The 14,685-nt window shown below is 71.5% G+C and carries 13 protein-coding genes and 1 pseudogene; 9 read left to right on the top strand and 5 right to left on the bottom strand.

Features of this window, described 5'->3' with window-relative positions; all coding sequences use genetic code 11:
* Positions 1 to 142: 142 nt before the first annotated feature.
* From IEZ04_RS35205 to IEZ04_RS35655, 4 genes and pseudogenes are all read right to left on the bottom strand, one after another.
* Positions 143 to 323 (bottom strand): annotated as a pseudogene (locus IEZ04_RS35205) (LysR family transcriptional regulator); the annotation flags it as partial.
* Between the two features lie 429 nt (positions 324 to 752).
* Positions 753 to 1,436, bottom strand: a complete 684-nt coding sequence (locus tag IEZ04_RS28550; RefSeq protein WP_189219872.1) for a ScbR family autoregulator-binding transcription factor — start codon at positions 1,434 to 1,436, stop codon at positions 753 to 755.
* Positions 1,437 to 1,597: 161 nt separating this feature from the next.
* The gene (locus tag IEZ04_RS28545) at positions 1,598 to 2,362 is read right to left on the bottom strand and encodes an SDR family NAD(P)-dependent oxidoreductase (protein ID WP_189219871.1); all 765 of its coding nucleotides are present in this window, start codon (positions 2,360 to 2,362) and stop codon (positions 1,598 to 1,600) included.
* A 34-nt stretch (positions 2,363 to 2,396) separates the two neighbouring features.
* On the bottom strand, positions 2,397 to 2,519 hold the full coding sequence (locus tag IEZ04_RS35655) for a hypothetical protein (RefSeq protein ID WP_268245694.1): 123 nt from the start codon (positions 2,517 to 2,519) through the stop codon (positions 2,397 to 2,399).
* Between the two features lie 1,456 nt (positions 2,520 to 3,975).
* Here IEZ04_RS35655 and IEZ04_RS28535 point away from each other — a divergent pair.
* On the top strand, positions 3,976 to 4,725 hold the full coding sequence (locus IEZ04_RS28535) for a ScbR family autoregulator-binding transcription factor (RefSeq protein ID WP_189219869.1): 750 nt from the start codon (positions 3,976 to 3,978) through the stop codon (positions 4,723 to 4,725).
* Positions 4,726 to 5,402: 677 nt separating this feature from the next.
* Here IEZ04_RS28535 and IEZ04_RS28530 read toward each other — a convergent pair.
* Positions 5,403 to 6,290 (bottom strand): ScbA/BarX family gamma-butyrolactone biosynthesis protein, encoded by an 888-nt coding sequence (locus tag IEZ04_RS28530; protein WP_268245693.1) that lies wholly within the window; start codon positions 6,288 to 6,290, stop codon positions 5,403 to 5,405.
* 750 nt (positions 6,291 to 7,040) lie between these two features.
* On the opposite strand from IEZ04_RS28530, the gene IEZ04_RS28525 reads away from it, so the two are divergent.
* From IEZ04_RS28525 to IEZ04_RS28495, 8 genes are all read left to right on the top strand, one after another.
* Entirely contained in the window at positions 7,041 to 8,138 is a 1,098-nt protein-coding gene (locus tag IEZ04_RS28525; protein ID WP_189219868.1) for an IS701 family transposase, read from the top strand.
* A 228-nt stretch (positions 8,139 to 8,366) separates the two neighbouring features.
* Positions 8,367 to 9,581, top strand: coding sequence for an IS701 family transposase (locus IEZ04_RS28520; RefSeq protein WP_428838056.1), 1,215 nt, complete (start codon positions 8,367 to 8,369; stop codon positions 9,579 to 9,581).
* 380 nt (positions 9,582 to 9,961) lie between these two features.
* Positions 9,962 to 11,164: a 3-deoxy-7-phosphoheptulonate synthase gene (locus IEZ04_RS28515; protein ID WP_189219867.1), complete on the top strand. Its 1,203-nt coding sequence runs from the start codon at positions 9,962 to 9,964 to the stop codon at positions 11,162 to 11,164.
* A 53-nt stretch (positions 11,165 to 11,217) separates the two neighbouring features.
* A complete protein-coding gene (locus IEZ04_RS28510) occupies positions 11,218 to 11,880 on the top strand; it encodes an isochorismatase family protein (RefSeq protein ID WP_189219866.1) in 663 nt (220 codons plus the stop codon).
* Complete coding sequence (locus IEZ04_RS28505; RefSeq protein WP_189219865.1) at positions 11,877 to 13,793, top strand: anthranilate synthase family protein; 1,917 nt, start codon at positions 11,877 to 11,879, stop codon at positions 13,791 to 13,793. Before IEZ04_RS28510 ends, IEZ04_RS28505 begins: the two co-directional genes overlap by 4 nt.
* Positions 13,794 to 13,864: 71 nt before the next feature.
* The gene (locus IEZ04_RS28500) at positions 13,865 to 14,338 is read left to right on the top strand and encodes a carboxyvinyltransferase (RefSeq protein WP_229821326.1); all 474 of its coding nucleotides are present in this window, start codon (positions 13,865 to 13,867) and stop codon (positions 14,336 to 14,338) included.
* Positions 14,335 to 14,508: a hypothetical protein gene (locus IEZ04_RS35195; RefSeq protein ID WP_229821325.1), complete on the top strand. Its 174-nt coding sequence runs from the start codon at positions 14,335 to 14,337 to the stop codon at positions 14,506 to 14,508. The genes IEZ04_RS28500 and IEZ04_RS35195 overlap by 4 nt, the downstream gene beginning before the upstream one ends.
* Positions 14,505 to 14,685: chorismate synthase (locus tag IEZ04_RS28495; RefSeq protein WP_158824659.1), on the top strand; the 181-nt coding region annotated here is incomplete at its 3' end. The genes IEZ04_RS35195 and IEZ04_RS28495, both read left to right, overlap by 4 nt.

Genomic DNA, 14,685 nt, shown 5'->3' with positions numbered 1-14,685 from the left:
AACGCTGTGCGCAGCCGGCAGGCGTACGTGTGCGACTGTGCCGTGACGGTCCTGGGCGCATGCGCGCCCCACAGCGCGGCCGCCTCTCCGCAGCCCGTCGGTGACCTTCAATTCTGGATACACCGCTCGTTTGACAGACCCCGTATGGGGTGCGCGACCCTGAGGTGCGCAGATGGTCGTGTAGCGCGGTCAGCACGGGGTGCGGGTCTCCGGTGCGGGACAACAGCACGTGCGGGTACACCGGGGTCGGTTCGCGCAATGGGATGCGCCGCAGGTCGTGGGTCCGGGGCTTACAGGTACCGGTCCCCACTGCCGACGAGAGAGCGTCACTGCTCCGTTACGTCGAGCCGGTCCTGGGAGGAGAAGCGATGGCGGCCTTCCACGCTGATGAGTCGATCGGTCGGCAGAGCTGCTCGGGGTGAGCCTGCCTCCGGCAGACAGGAAGCCGGGGCCTGGCCCCCACCTACGGAGGCTACAGCCCCCGCACTTTCCCTGTCGGCTCTGACGGGCCGCCCCCCCACCGACACCGGACCAGCTCACGACAGACGCCCCTGACGACCTGTCGGGTTTCTCGAAGCGCCCGATGTTGCTCGTTCGTGTCGGGTGCTGGTGCGCGTCGGCTTCGCCGTCGCGCCGGCGACCGGGCCGGACGGGACGCGAGGACGCTCACCTCACGGCGGTGCGCCGGGTCCGTGCCGATGGCACGGTACTTGCCGGTCCTCGGCGCCATGCTCTTCGGCTCCATCACCGATTCACGTCAAGGGCTTTCCCGCAGCGTCCGCGTCCGCCGCCGGGCCGAGCAGCCGTTCCGCGCGGTACGGGGAGGTGTCCAACTTGGCGAGGACGCCGATGCTGGCGACGTTGGGCAGGATCAGCTGGTAGAGCCGGGCGATCTCCTCGGACAGGTCGAGCCTGTCCGGCAGCGCCTCCGTCACCAGCTGCACCCCGGTCCAGGCGCCCACGGCCAGCCGGGCTATCTCGGCGGGGACGGCGTGCGGCAGCAGCTCGCCGCGCTCCTTGGCCTCGACGAGCAGGTCCTCGCCCAGGTCGATCCAGTCCGGCCAGCGCGTACCGAACAGACCGCGCGCCCTGGGATCGACGGACAGCTGGACCGCTGCGCGCAGCATCGGCTCCCGGGGCAGCCGGTAGGCGAGCAGGAGGCCGAGGTCGACCCATTCCTGGAGCTTGTGCGTCTGGGGCAGGATGCCCTCGCGGGTCACCGCCCTCGCGAGCACGCCGCGCGCCATCGCCTCCTTGGTCGGGAAGTGGAAGTACAGCGCTCCGCGGGTCAGCCCGGTGCGCTCGACGAGCGCCGCGATGGTGGCCGCCTCGTAGCCGACCTCGATGAAGAGGCTTGCCATGGCCTCGAGAATGGACTCACGCGTGCGGATCGCACGTTCCTGCCGCTCGGCCACCCCAGACTCCCTACGCCCCATCGGAACGTCGATCCGTCGTTCACATTTCAGTCTTCGTTCAGGTTTCAACTATGCGCTGCCGAAGGGTCGGTATGTTACCAAGCCCTCATAGAGCGGGACGCCTTCATAGAGCGGGACGCGGAGCCGGGGATCCCCCGGCTCCGCGTCCCGGGCGGTGGACGTCACTGGTTGACGAAACCGCCGTCCACGGGCAGCACGGTCCCGGTGAGGAACGGGCAGCGGTCGCTCAGCAGCCAGGCGGCGGCGGCCGCGACCTCCTCCGGAGCGGCCGTACGGCCTTGCGGGGTCATCGAGTCAACCCTCTGCTCCAGGCCGGGGTTGCGCCGGAACCAGTCCTCGGTGATCTCGCTGCGCGTGGTTCCCGGGGCCACCGCGTTGACCCGGATGCCCTGCTGGGCGTACTCGTCCGCCGCCGCCCTGGTCAGGCCGATCACCGCGTGCTTGGCCGCGATGTAGGGCGCGGCGGCGGGTATCGCCACCAGCCCGGCAACACTGCTGTTGTTGACAACGGCACCGCCACCGTGCCGCAGCATGGCGGCGATCTCGGGACGTATGCAGTTCCAGACGCCGCGCACGTTGACGTCCATGACGGTGTCGTAGACGTCGTCGGACATCAGGTGCAGCGGGGTGCGGTCGCCCCCGATGCCGGCGTTGTTGAACGCCCCGTCCAGCCGCCCGTATTCGGACTCCGCGAACTGCACGGCGCGCGCCGCGTCGTCGGCGTCGGTGACGTCGCAGACCATGTACGCCGCCTCGGCGCCCTTCGCCCGCACCTGCTCGGTCAGTTCCGCCAGACGTTCCGCCCGGCGCGCGGCGAGCACCACGGTCGCGCCCTCCTGGCAGAACACCCTGGCCGCGGCAGCGCCTATGCCGCTGCTCGCTCCGGTGATCAGGACGACTTTCCCAGCGAGAAGATCACTGTTCATGCCCGCGTGCCTACCACAAGTGACATCAGGGCCTTCAGGTCCTCGCGTACTTCGCGCCAGGGCCGCGGGTGAAGCCCGGGATGTCCCGCTGCCCGTCGACGGCACCGGCGCGGACGGCCGCGCGGAACCGGTCGGACGGGATGACGGAGCCGGACACCGGCTCCTCGGGCTCCTCAGGCTCCTCGGGCTCCTCGGGCTCTTCGGGCTCCTTGAGGCCGTGCAGCAGGATGGGCAGGCCTCATAGTGCCGCCGGTCCTCGGGCAGCGCACGCATCGCCGCATCGAACCGCACGTACCAGTCGGCGTGGTCGTCGACCCGCTCGATGCGGTGGCCCGCCTCCACCAGCCAGTCGGCGAAGGTGTCCAGGGCCCCCGTCGTCGTTCGGTCTCACCTCACCAGGCTGAATGTCCGATATTCGGCGGTGGTTCCGGTGCCGCCGAGTCCGCCCAGGTCTACGGCGGCACCGGCGGTCGAGGGGCAGGCCGTCGTCGTCGGCCCGTGCTCCGTCCGTCGGCACGGTAGAAAGTGCGCGGCGTGCCGCCGACGGCGAGGACGCACCGCGTCCGGGCCGGCCACGCACGGTCGGTGACGACCAGGTCGAGCAGGTAGTGGTGAAGACGCCGGAGTCACCGCCACCGAAGGGTGATGCCCACTGGTCGACGCGGTCGATGGCGAAGGCCACCGGGACGTCGCACACCACCGTCTCGCGGATCTGGCGGGCCCGCGGGCTCAAGTCACACCAGGTGGACACCTCCAAGCTGTCGAAGGCGCAGTTCATCGCAGTTCATCGCAGTTCACAACACTCCCGCCACGCGGCGGTGGCTGGCCGCCCACCCCCGCTTCCATGTCCACTTCACCTCCACCAGCAGCTCCTGGCTCAACCAGGTCGAGCGGTGGTGGCTGCCGCTTCGCCGGCGTGGAGGCCCGCGCCCAGACCCGGTCGGCGCCGAACTCCCGGGCGAGCCGCACGGCGAGGCTGCCGACGCCGCCCGCCGCTCGCCGCCGAGTGCACGACCACGGTCTCGCCGGTCCGCAGCCGGGCCGCGGTCCGCAGCAGAGGCCAGGCGGCCGGGTCCTGCACAAGCAGCGCGAGGGCCGTTCCTGCGTCCCGGTCATCGGGAATCTCCAACAGGCGAAAACTCCGTGGCAACCGACTGCTGAGCACAGCCGTGGGACACCCGCGCCGGCACCCGCCGGCCGTCCTCGTGCGGCCCGCGACCTCGCTGCCGGGAATGCGGGGCAGCTGGTCCGCGGCCAGGTAGGAGCCGTCGGTCCGGTGGACGTCGGCGAAGTTCGCACCGGCCGTCTCAACGGTGTCAGTACCTCGTCCGGACCGGGCCGGGGAGCGGGTATGTCGACAACAGTGAGCACCCCCGGACCGCCGAAGCGGTCGAACCGTAGAACGATCACAGTGGGCATGAGATCTCGCCAGTGCCGGTAACCGTCCGCACATATCGCGTTGTTGACGTGGTAAGAGTGGACGGTGCACGGGACGTGCACCGGCGGATCTGCCGTGGTCGGACGCCCGGTATCGCCTCCGGCACGTCCGCGCGCGGGTCACTCCTCGTTCACCACCTCGCTCCCCTCTCCTCTCTCCCGGAGTGCGCATAGACATGCAGGACCGTGCCGCGAAGACACGTCGTCAACTGATCCGATCCGCCGCCGAGCTCTTCGACCGGGGCGGCTTCGCCGGATCCTCCATCGGGCAGATCTGCGCCCTCGCCCGAGTCAGCCAGGGCGCTCTGCACTTCCATTTCGGGAACAAGCAGGCCCTTGGCGAGGCGGTCGAGTCGACCGCGGCCGAGATCCTGCTGTGCGTGACCGGGCAGGTCCCGGCCCAGCACCCAGAACCGCTCCAACTGCTCGTCGACACCTCGCACACGCTCGCCGAGTGGGTCACCTGCGACCCGGTGCTCAGGGCGGGTTTCGGCCTGGCGCACGACGCGTCCTGGCACAGCGGGGTGAGTCTGTGGCAGCACTGGCGGGACTGGGTGCGCGGGCTGCTCGCGCTGGCTCGGCGGCAGGGCGGTCTGGCCCCGGGGGTTGACCTCGACGACGCGGTCTCCGCCATCACGGCTGTGATGGCGGGACTGGAAGGGCTGGAACGCGATCCAGCCCGCGCCTGGTCCGCGCGGTCGGTGACACCGTTCTGGCGGCTGGTGCTGCCGCAGCTGGCAGCGGAGGCGGCGCGCGGCGGGATCGACGTGGCGGGCAGCCCGTCCTCGGCGACCGGCGAACCGTCGTCGGAGCGCTGGCGGTTCGACGACGGTTCGGCGCCCCACGAGTGCGCCGCGATGCCCGACGCGCAGCTGTGCTGCATGCCGTACGAGGACCACAGGGAGATGAGCGGCTCGGCCTCGTAGGCCCGGTGCAGCAGTTCCACGAAGGCAGGCGCCTCGGGCAGCGGCACCGGGCCGGTCCGGCGGACCGCGGCACCCGGCGTCCGAAGTTCATGACGGCGACGCCCGCCATTTCCGGCCGGTCGGCGGGCCTGATCTCGCGGATGCGCCGGGCGACGCCGAGGTGGTCCATCTGTCTGCGGACGACGCTCCTGGTGACCCCATCGAGCATGCCGGCCGCTGGCCACACCACGCCAGTCCAGTCCAGTTCAGTCCAGTCCCGTCTCGTCCCGTCCCAGAAGACCGGCTTCAGATGGACACCTCGCTCAGCCGGCCGCGGCGGTCGGTGAACGTGACATCGCCGCGACCCTGTTCGGCGGTCTGCCGCAGGAAGTGGATCGCGGCCGGTTCGCCGCCGACGTGCTTCACCGACGGCAGGAACCCCTGGTTGCTCGACGACGGTCAGCGTGAGCACCCCGACGGGGCCGGAGGCGGGCGGCGCGGTGCGGACGAGGAGTCCGGGTGTCTCGTCGGCTCCGGCCACCGTGAAAGCACCGGACGAGAGGTAGCCGGTCACCGTCAGCGAGAGGTCGGCCGAGGCGTCGGCCAGGGCGGCGCGCAGCCAGGAGAGCACCCGGCCGTCGCGCACCCGCATCGCGGTGAAGTGGACCGCCGCGGCGCTGAGCCCGGCGATCCGGACATCAGCCGCCCGTACGGAAGTCGACGCGGAAGGCGGCCTCGCCCTGCTGGATCCCGGTGACCCGCACCGAACCCGGCTCCGGCAGCGGCTCGGCCTCGATATGGCAGGGCTGGTCGAACTCGACGTACCGCCAGTAGGCGGCCTCGATGCCGGTGGGCGCGAGGGGAGCCGGGGCGAGCAGGGCACGTGCGGCCTGGTCGGCGGCCTCCAGCAGGGCCAGGCCCGGCACATGGTCGACTGGATGGTCGAAGAGCAGGTGGTTGCCGGGGTCGTTGCGCAGCAGCCAGTGGTGCGGGCGGTCCCCGGGAGACAGCATCACGTCCGCCGCAGACGGTCGGGACACCAGCCGAGCGTCCACGGGCGCCGGCACCGCCCAGGCCCCCCAGCCGACATGGCGGCGGGCTCCCCGGACCCGGGCGTAGACCCGCTCGGAGACCCACGCGAACTCGGCCTCGGCACGGGCCATTTCGACTCCGTCGAACAGTACCCGGAAAGACATCCGCAGGGCGCTCGTCGTACGCCGTCTGCCGCCGTTCTCCGCGACGACGATCCGCACGTCCGGCGCGGACGTGCGGCCGCGGGGTATGCGAAGGCCGGGAGCGAGGGTGAAGGAAAGGGTGCTCAGCATGGTTTGGTGCGTGAGCGGGACGTCGTATTCGGCGTGCGCGACGACCAGCCCGGTCTGCCGGACGGTCTGCGCGAGGATCCGCGGGTCGTACGGCAGGTCGCCGTGAACGGCGGGCCACCTGACGGCAAGTGAGAAGTCCCGGTCGGTCAGCCGCTGCCAGCCGGTGACGAGTAAGTTCTCAACGCGCTTGAGATGCGCGTAGGACCCGAGGAGAGTCGGTGACGGGGTGGACGGGCGAGGGGCGAAAGCGACATCGAACAACGTTCCCCCTGAGTCGAATTGGCCAGGTACCAATCAGTAGGCTGTTAAAGTACCGGACCTCCGTTCGATTTTGCATAGGTAAGTGCCAGCCCAAACGCGGGTAAAAAGCATTGTCGGGAAGGCGCTGCCCGGGGAGGCGGGAACGGGCGGTCCACACCCGGAAGATCATTCTGGAGACCGCCGCAGAGGTGTTCAACGAGTTCGGGTACGACGCCACCGCCATCGGCGGCCTCATCGAGAGCGCACTCGGCTCACGCGCGGCGGTCCGTACTTCGACTTCGCGCGTCGAAGGAGCAGTTGGCCCGCGCCATCCCGGACGAGGCGGCCGACCTGGATCGGCTGCCGCCGCAGACCGTAACGCTTCAGATATGGGTGGACCTGGCGCTGCCGCCGGCCTACTGGCTGCCCCGGGATCGGAGGTGGCACGGTAGCTCATCGGTTCCTGGACCGGCATCCAGCTGATCACCGAGACGCTGCCCGACGGAAATGTGTGCGAGGAGGTGTCGGCCTTCCCGGAGCCGGCGCTCCCCGATATCGCCCGGCCCGGAGTGCTGGCGAAGCTGGTCACCCCACCGCACCGGAACATGGACCCGGCCCCCGCGGCCTGAGGCGATACCGCTCCCCTGTCGACGTGAGGCCGGTCCCGCACACCGCCGCTGGCGCAAATGTGCGGTGGTCCCACGCGTAACAGCGTATAAAGAAGCAGGACGTTAGTCCTGTTTCGATGGGCGGACCCACGGGGGAGCGGCGATGCGGGACTTTCGAAGACACGTGGACGCGGCGGGAAAGTGGCCCATAGCGGAGGTTCTGGCCGCGAAGTTCCGCCGGCGGCTGTTCGGCTCGCTGCACCGCAACGGGCAGCGGGTGAGGGCCGAGCAGTACGTTCGCAGGTTGCTGTCGGTGCGCGGGCGCAAGACGCTGCGGAGCATGGCGGCGCGGTTCGTGGGGGCGTCGGCGCAGCAGAGCGTGCACCACTTCGTCACCGCCTCGCCCTGGGAGTGGACACCGATCCGGCACGCCCCGGCCCACCAGGCGCAGCAGACCCTGGCCCCGGAGGCGTGGACGATCGGCTCGACGCTGGCCCCCAGGGCCGGCTCGCACCCGGTCGGCGCGGACCCGCAGCCGACCCCGCTGGGCGCGGTCAACGGCCGGCCGGCGGTCGGGACCCGGCCGGCCCCGGAGCGGTCGGTGGTACCGGTCGACCGGGAGCTGCGGCTGTCCGCCCGCTGGACGGCCGACCCCCTGCGGGACCGGGCGGGCGTCCCGGCGGACGCGGCGTCGGGCATCGTCGAGGAGTGCGTGCGGCAGGCGGTGGCGGGACTGCCGAACCTCCCGGAAATGGCTCCGCTGCCCGTGGTCGTGGATGCAGGGGAGCCGGACGGACCGGCGGTCGCGCGGCATGTCGCGTCCCCCGGACGGCCGTTCGTGGTGCGGGTGAGTCCGGCGGCGCCGGCGCGGATCGACCGGACGGCGCTGCCCGAGCACGGCGATCTCCAGCGCACCGCGCGCGAACTGGCCGAGTTGCTGCCCCACCTGCGCCAGCAGGTGGATCCGGGGGACGGACGCACGACGGCCGTGGCGGTCCCGGTGCCGGCCTCGCCGACGGGGCGGGCCCCGATGACGCTGGTGGCCGAGTGGTGCCCCGGCCGACGGGCGGACCGGCGGCTGTGGCTGACCGCCTTCACGGCCTCCTGCCTGCTGTCCGCGCTGCGTTCGACCCGGCTGCCGGAACTGGTTGAGCGGCACTTCCCGGAGATCTCGGACGGGATCGGCCTGCGGAACTTCGCGGAGCGGGCGTTCCCGGGCCGGCACCGGCACATCACGCTGGCGTGCATATCGCCCATCTGATCGCCACCGCGGCACGGCCGCAGGCCGTTGTACGGCCCGGCGGGCATCCGGAGTGATGCCGCCCACATCAACAGGACTACCGTCCGGTAACTTCGCACTCTCGCCCAGCCGGTGATGACTCACCTCTCGCCCAAGCCCCTTGCTCTCGGGCCGAGCCTCACCCAGCGTCTTCTTTCGAACACACCCGGATGTGCCACAGCACGGGTTGGATCAGTAGTTAGGAGATTCATGCTCAGCCTTGACCCGCATCCCACGACCACAGCACGAGGGACCTCCCCCGCGCCCTTTCAGTCCGGTTCCCATGACGCCGTCCTCACCGAGATCTCCTCCTTGCTCTTCACCTCGCTGTCCCGCAGCGACCAATGCAGAAAGGCCATGCAGTACTTACGGGGCCTGCTCGAGACACCGGGCCGCAAGTCCATACGCAACATCGCCGCGCTGCTCGACAAGCAGGTGTCGGAGCAGAATCTGCACCACTTCATCTCGGCCTCCACCTGGGACTGGGTCCCCATCCGCCGGGCGCTCGCCGGTCACTGGCTCGATGCCGTCCCACCGCAGGCATGGATGGTGCAGCCGGTCATCATCCCGAAGACCGGACGCCATTCGGTCGGCGTGGACAAGCACTTCTTCCCGTCTCTGGGGCAGGTACTCAACGCACAGCGCGCCATCGGTGTGTGGGCCGCCTCGGACACCATCAGTGCTCCGGTCAACTGGCGCCTCCACCTGCCGCAGGCCTGGCTCAAGGACGACCTCCGGCGCAGCCAGGTGGCGATCCCGGACGGGGTGCCGGTGGAGACGCTGAGCGAATGCGTGGTGCAGGCATGTCTGGAGGCGGTGACGCGCTGGCGACTGCCGGTGCGGCCGTTCGTGCTCGACTCCTGCGAGGTGCACGCCGTACCCATCTTCGAGAAGCTGCACGCTGCGGGCATGCCGCTGCTGGTGAGCGTCTGCGAGGACCATCCGCTCACCGTCGCGGACCCCGCCCTTCCCGCCGCCGGACGGGGGCCGCTGGCCGCCGAGCAGATCATGATCATGGCCAGGGACCTGCGGCGGCCCGTCTTGTCCGGAGACCACGGGCCGGACACGACACCCCGGACCCACTGGGCCGCGACCGTGCGAGTGGCCGGCCCGTCCCTGTCCGGACCGGCCCCGGGCCAGGGTGAGGTGGTACTCCTCGGGGTCGGTGACGAGGGCGGGCGCTGGCCCGCGAAGCTCTGGCTGACGAACCTCTCCACCACGCCGCCGGCGTCCCTGGTGCGGCTGAGCAAGCTGGCCGAGCGGGTCGACCGGGACTTCACCGAGATCGCCGACCGGGTGGGCATCCGGGACTTCTCCGGACGGTCCTTCGGCGGCTGGCACCGCCATACGACCCTGGCGTCGGCCGCGCACGCGGTCGTCGCGCTCGCCCGCAACGCCGCTGAGCACCCGGTGACCCGGGCCTGACAGCGACCCCCGCCGCGGCCGGCGGGCGGACGGTCCCCCACCGTCCACCCGCCGGTCGTTGTCGCATGCGCGTACACGTGTTGTCGCATGCGCGTACACGTGCGGAGAACCGAGAACACTGCGGGAATTCGACGGGCGTACTGCGGATGGACGACATCAGTGTGTCGGCGCCGACTTGACATATCTCCGGTCACTTGACGGATCGCGCGTCACCTGACGGATACCGCGCACCTTGTTGGTGGCCGCCTGGAATCCGTCGGACGATTCTCTGCGTCGCGGGGATCTCGCTCCCTGCCCTTCTTCCCCGCTCTTCGCTCTCCATCCCCGTTCCCTTCTTCGCTTCCCGCATCGCCGTACGCCCGTCGCGATTGGAGAAACCAGTGGACAACGCTCTGCTCGATATTCGATACGGACAGGCGTTGCAGCAGCCCTCTTGGGAGGACGAGGAGCAGGTGCTGCGGGTGCGCAAGGATCTCGCCGCCCGGCCCGCGCTCGTCGACGCGAAGGACGTGAACACCCTGCGCTCGATGCTGGCGCGGGTGGCCGTGGGCGAGGCCCATGTGGTGCAGGCCGGCGACTGCGCGGAGGACCCCGCCGAGTGCACCCCGGGCTATGTGGCCCGCAAGGCCGGACTGCTGAACATGCTCGCCGGTCAGTTGGAGATGGACACCTGCCTGCCGGTGGTGCGCGTCGGCCGGATGGCCGGCCAGTTCGGCAAGCCCCGCTCCCGCCCCACCGAGCGGGTCGGTGACCTCGAACTGCCGGTCTACCGCGGCCATATGGTCAACAGCCCGGAGCTCGACCCCGTGCTGCGGCGCCCCGACCCGGAGCGGCTGCTCTCCGGCTACCAGGCCGCCCACGCCGTCATGGGCTACCTGGGCTGGCTCGACGCCCCCGGCCGGGCCCGCATCGGCGCCCCCGTCTGGACCAGCCACGAGGCGCTGCTCTTCGACTACGAGGTCCCGATGCTGCGCCGACAGCCGGACGGAGGGCTGCTGCTCACCTCCACCCACTGGCCGTGGATAGGCGAGCGGACCCGGCAGCTCGACGGCGCCCACGTCGCCCTGTTCGCCGAGATCGTCAACCCGGTGGCCTGCAAGGTCGGTCCCGGGATGACGGTGGACGAGCTGCTCGCCCTGTGTGAACGCCTCGACCCGCGACGGGAGGAGGGCAGGCTGACCCTCATCGCGCGGATGGGCGCCGGGACCGTCGCCGAGCGGTTGCCCCCGCTGGCGGCGGCGGTACGCGCGGCCGGGCACCCGGTCATCTGGCTGACCGACCCGATGCACGGCAACACCGTCATCACCCCGGACGGGCTGAAGTCCCGCTTCCTGGATACGGTCGCGCGCGAGGTCGACGAGTTCCAGCACGCGGTGAACGCCGCGGGCGGTGTCGCGGGCGGGCTGCACCTGGAGACCACTCCCGACGACGTCACCGAGTGCGTCCGCGACGGCTCCGAGGTCGACCTCGTCGGCACCCGCTACACGAGCTTCTGCGACCCGCGGCTCAACCCCGGCCAGGCCCTGGCCGTGACCTCGTCCTGGTGGCTCACCGGCCGCCCGGCTCAGCCGGCTGCGGCGTAACCCGTCCCCCGGGCCGCCATCCCCACCGACGACAACCACTCGAGAGGACAGTCATGGCGGGCATACCCCCCATCGAGTCGTATCCGCTGCCGTCGGCGGACGACTTGCCCGGCAACATCGCCGGGTGGTCCGTCGACCCGGACCGCGCGGTGCTGCTCGTCCACGACATGCAGCGCTACTTCCTGCGCCCCTTCCCCGCGCCGCTGCGCGAGCCGCTGGTGCGCAACGCCGCCCAGCTGCGCGAGCGGGCCGTCGCGACGGCCATGCCGGTGGCGTACACGGCGCAGCCCGGCGGGATGACCGACGAACAGCGCGGTCTGCTGAAGGACTTCTGGGGTCCCGGCATGCGCGTGGACCCCGCCGACCGCGAGGTCGTCGAGCCGCTGGCGCCGGGGCCGGACGACCGGGTGTTCACCAAGTGGCGCTACAGCGCCTTCTTCCGCTCGGGCCTGCTGGAGTGGATGCGTGAGCAGGACCGCGACCAACTGGTGGTGTGCGGCGTGTACGCGCACGTCGGGGTGCTGATGACCGCGGTCGAGGCCTTCACCCACGACATCCGCCCGTTCCTCGTCGCCGACGCGGTCGCGGACTTCTCCGCCGAGTACCACCGGCTGGCCGTGGAGTACGCCGCCCAGCGCTGCGCCGTCGTCACCACCACGGACACCGTCCTCGGCCAACTCGGCGCCGCCGCCCGCACGGCCGGAGCGCGCGCATGACCGGGGCGGCCCGACTCCTCGACCGGATCCTGTCAGCACGGCCCGGTCCCTTCGCCCTGCTGCACCGCCCGGAGGCTGGCGGGCCGGACACCGTAGACGTCCTGCTCGGCGCGGTCTCGACGCCGCAGACCCTGGCGGACCTGCCCCTGCCCGAGCCGGCCCCGCCGGCCGGCGGCCCTCACCACGAGCTGCTGACGCTGATCCCGTACCGGCAGATCACCGAGCGCGGCTTCGCCGGACCCGACGACGACGCACCGCTGATCGCGATGACCGTCACCGACCAGGCCGCGCTCTCCCTCGACGAGGTCCTGCGCCGGCTGCCGGACGTGCCGATCGCGCTCACCGGCGGCGACTTCGACGTGTCCGACGAGGACTACGCCGAGACGGTCCGCCGGGTCATCAAGGACGAGATCGGCACCGGCGAGGGCGCCAACTTCGTCATCAAGCGCTCCTTCGTCGCCGACATCACCGACTACACCCCCCACAGCGCGCTGTCGTTCTTCCGCCGGCTGCTGCGCGGCGAGTCGGGCGCCTACTGGACGTTCGTCGTCCACACCGGCGACCGGACCTTCGTCGGCGCGACCCCCGAGCGGCACGTCAGCCTCTTCGGCGGCACCGCCGTGATGAACCCCATCAGCGGCACCTACCGCTACCCGCCGACCGGGCCCGTCCTGCCCGGGGTGCTGGACTTCCTCGCCGACCGCAAGGAAGCCGACGAGCTGTACATGGTCGTCGACGAAGAGCTGAAGATGATGGCCCGGATCTGCGAGTCCGGCGGCCGGGTGGTGGGCCCGTACCTGAAGGAGATGGCCCGCCTCGCGCACACCGAGTACTTCATCAAGGGCCACAGCACCCGCGACCCGCGCGAGATACTGCGCGAGGCGATGTTCGCCCCGACCGTCACCGGCAGCCCGCTGGAGAGCGCCTGCCGGGTCGTCGAACGGTACGAGCCCGAGGGCCGCGGCTACTACAGCGGCGTGGTGGCCCTCATCGGCCGCGACGCCTCGGGCGGCCGCGCGATGGACTCGTCCATCCTCATCCGCACCGCCGACATCGACCACGCCGGCCACGTGCGGATCGGCGTCGGCGCCACGCTCGTCCGTCACTCCGACCCGGACTCCGAGGTCGCCGAGACCCGCGCGAAGGCGGCCGGACTGCTCGCGGCGCTCCAGGTGGACGGCCCTGCGGCCGGGCGGACCGCGGGCGCGGACGCCGTGCGCTTCGGCGACCACCCGGACGTACGGGCCGCTCTGGAACGGCGCAACACCACGCTCGCCGGGTTCTGGCTGGCGGGCGACAACAGGCTGGAGCGGTCCGTGCCGGGTCTGGCAGGCCGCCGGGTGCTGGTGGTGGACGCCGAGGACACCTTCACCTCGATGATCGACCACCAGCTCCGCTCGATGGGCCTGAGGGTGACGGTCCGCCGCTTCGACGAGTCGTACACCTTCGACGGCCACGACCTGGTCATCATGGGCCCCGGCCCCGGCGATCCGCGCGAGGCCGGACACCCGAAGATCGCCCATCTGCGGTCGGCGGTCGACACCCTGCTCGCGGAGCGGCGGCCGTTCCTCGCGGTCTGCCTCAGCCACCAGGTGCTCAGCATGCGGCTCGGCTTCCCGCTGGTCCGCCGGGAGGTGCCGAACCAGGGCGTGCAACAGGAGATCGACTTCTTCGGCGCCGGCGAACGGGTCGGCTTCTACAACACGTTCGCCGCGCGCAGCCCCGAGGCCAAGGCGGAGTGCGAGGGCGTGGGCCTGGTGGAGGTCAGCCGCGACCCGGAGACCGGTGAGGTGCACGCGCTGCGCGGCCCGCACTTCGCCTCAATGCAGTTCCACGCGGAGTCGGTGCTCACCGAGGACGGCGTACGCCTCGTCGGCGCCCTGATGACCGAGGTCCTGGGCGCCCGGCTGTGACCGCACGGGGGCGGCCGGCGACCGCGGTCGGCCGCCCCCGAACCAACTCCGGCCCGAGAGGACGACCGCCCATGTACACCGAGCCGCTCCCCGTACCGCCCGTGTCCCCGGCTCGAAGGGCATCACCGACCGTGCGCTGCTGCTGGCCGCCGCCGCGACCGGCACCACTGCCCGTGCGGCTCCCTCGGTCAGCGACGACACGCCGGCCTTCCGCACGGCCCTCACCGACCTCGGCGTCACCGGGCTGGGCGGCGGCCCGCTGCGGGGCAGCCGGGTCAGGTGCGCCGACGCCGGGACGGCGGCCCGCTTCCTGCCGCCATTCACCGCGGCCGGTACCTGTCCGACGGCTCCGGGCGGTCGCGGGCCCGCGCCCCCTGCGGCCCCTGGTCGATTCCCTGGCCCGGCTCGGCGCCACGGTCCGGTCGGCGGACGGCACCCTGCCGCCGGAGGTGACCGCAGCTGGCCTGGACGGCGGCGAGCCCGTCCTCGACGGCTCGCCCAGCAGCCAGTACCTGAGCGGCCTGCTGATGGCGGCGCCCCTGTGAGGCGCGCCCCACTGGTGCTGCGCCCCGAGAACCTGGTCAGCCGCCCGTACGTCCACATGTCTCTGGCGCCGATGCGCCGCTTCGGCGCCTACGCCGGCCTTCCCCGGGTCCTCGCCGAACTGCACCGGCCCTTTCCCGACTTCGTTGCGAGCAGTGAGGAGCAATGTTGAGCAGGCTGCGCTGGCTGACCGCGGGGGAGTCCCACGGTCCCGCACTCGTCGCGACGCTGGAGGGTCTTCCCGCCGGCGTGCCGATCACCACCGACATGGTGGCGGACCACCTCGCCCGGCGCCGGCTCGGCTACGGGCGCGGCGCCCGGATGAAGTTCGAGCGGGACGAGGTCACCT

The organism is Streptomyces ruber (assembly GCF_014648075.1).
GTDB lineage: Bacteria > Actinomycetota > Actinomycetes > Streptomycetales > Streptomycetaceae > Streptomyces > Streptomyces ruber.
The sequence above is the reverse complement of the archived record's forward strand: the minus strand, read 5'-3'. Positions and strand labels throughout refer to the sequence as shown.

Coding starts and splice junctions, on each gene's coding strand:
- IEZ04_RS28550 (WP_189219872.1), bottom strand. CDS start 1,436: ATGGGGCGTAGGGAGTCTGGGGTGGCCGAGCGGCAGGAACGTGCGATC.
- IEZ04_RS28545 (WP_189219871.1), bottom strand. CDS start 2,362: ATGAACAGTGATCTTCTCGCTGGGAAAGTCGTCCTGATCACCGGAGCG.
- IEZ04_RS28535 (WP_189219869.1), top strand. CDS start 3,976: ATGCAGGACCGTGCCGCGAAGACACGTCGTCAACTGATCCGATCCGCC.
- IEZ04_RS28525 (WP_189219868.1), top strand. CDS start 7,041: ATGCGGGACTTTCGAAGACACGTGGACGCGGCGGGAAAGTGGCCCATA.
- IEZ04_RS28520 (WP_428838056.1), top strand. CDS start 8,367: ATGCTCAGCCTTGACCCGCATCCCACGACCACAGCACGAGGGACCTCC.
- IEZ04_RS28510 (WP_189219866.1), top strand. CDS start 11,218: ATGGCGGGCATACCCCCCATCGAGTCGTATCCGCTGCCGTCGGCGGAC.
- IEZ04_RS28505 (WP_189219865.1), top strand. CDS start 11,877: ATGACCGGGGCGGCCCGACTCCTCGACCGGATCCTGTCAGCACGGCCC.
- IEZ04_RS28500 (WP_229821326.1), top strand. CDS start 13,865: ATGTACACCGAGCCGCTCCCCGTACCGCCCGTGTCCCCGGCTCGAAGG.